The organism is Segeticoccus rhizosphaerae (assembly GCF_009192725.1).
GTDB classification, from domain to species: domain Bacteria; phylum Actinomycetota; class Actinomycetes; order Actinomycetales; family Dermatophilaceae; genus Segeticoccus; species Segeticoccus rhizosphaerae.
Window position 1 is genome coordinate 1 of sequence record NZ_VOHR01000590.1, and the last position, 1123, is coordinate 1123.

Annotated in this window: 2 protein-coding genes; one reads left to right on the plus strand and one right to left on the minus strand. The window is 75.2% G+C overall.

Features of this window, described 5'->3' with window-relative positions; genetic code table 11:
- A partial coding sequence (locus tag FRW57_RS21880) for a TetR/AcrR family transcriptional regulator (protein WP_152187070.1) occupies positions 1-521 on the plus strand: 521 nt, incomplete at its 5' end.
- 67 nt (positions 522-588) lie between these two features.
- On the opposite strand, the gene FRW57_RS21885 is transcribed toward FRW57_RS21880, so the two are convergent.
- Positions 589-1123 (minus strand): DUF2332 family protein (locus FRW57_RS21885; protein ID WP_152187071.1); only part of this gene is annotated, 535 nt, incomplete at its 5' end.

The window sequence follows — 1123 nt, forward strand, 5'->3', positions numbered from 1 at the left end:
GGGGCGAGCGGACCCGGCATGCCCTCATGGAGGCGACGCTGCGGGTCGTCGCCGCCGACGGGATCGGCGCCGTGACGCACCGGCGGGTCTGCCAGGAGGCCGGCCAGCCCGCCAGCTCGGCGGCCTACCACTTCCCGTCCATCACCGACCTGCTCGAGGCGGCACTGCTGGCCGCCGACGAGCGCAACTCGACAGAGCTGGCGCGCATCGAGGCCGCTGCCGACCCGGTCGCGGAGCTGGCGCGCTGGTTGGCCGACGACTTCGGCCCGGACCAGGCGGCGTGCCTCGCCGAGTACGAGCTCTACCTGCTGGCCGCTCGTACCCCGGCGTTGCGCCCGGCGGCCACCCGGTGGCTGACCGACCTGGGCTCGCTCGCGCAGGGATGGGGCGCCGACCCGCAGACGGTCCGGGTGGTCTGTGCCTATGTCGACGGCATGCTGATCCAGGGGCACGTGACCGGCCGGGCGCCGGCCGCGGCCGAGGTGGAGGCGGTGCTGCGAGGCCTGCTCGGGGCGGCCTGAGCCGCGACGAGGTCAGGTCCTGGGCCACGACGAGGTCGAGGTGCGGCCGGGCGGAGTCCCCTGGCCCTCAGAACCAGGTCGCGGCGATGCCGTGGCCGTGCGTCCAGGCAACCGCCTCTCCGTCGACGCCGAGGACGAAATCGAGGCCGGGACCGGGCGATCCGGACGCGGAGGCCGTGACCCGTGGCAGCACCGGCAGGCCCTCGTTGCTCACCCAGTGACACGCACCAGCGGCGACGAGCTCCGTCATACGGTCCTGGAACGCCTCGCGCTCGGGCGCCTCGAGGTAGGCGAGCACGGCCGTGTGGAACACGATGACCGCCCCGTGCCGGGAGGCCCGGTCGAGCAGGGCGGGCAGATCGGAGCGGAGGTCGCCGCGCACCACGACCGGGGGATCGTGGCGGGCGATGCGTACGCCCTGCGCCAACCGCGCGCGGCGGTCGTCCTGCTCCGGCCAGACCAACGTCTCCAACCAGGCGACCTGGTCGCGGTCGGCCAGGTCCACTGGATGCAGGTCGAGCCCACCGCGCCAGCCCACCGGGACTCCTCCCGTGGGGGCCGTGAAGCCGCCGGCCATGCGCGCCGCGAGCTCCGGCCGGGCG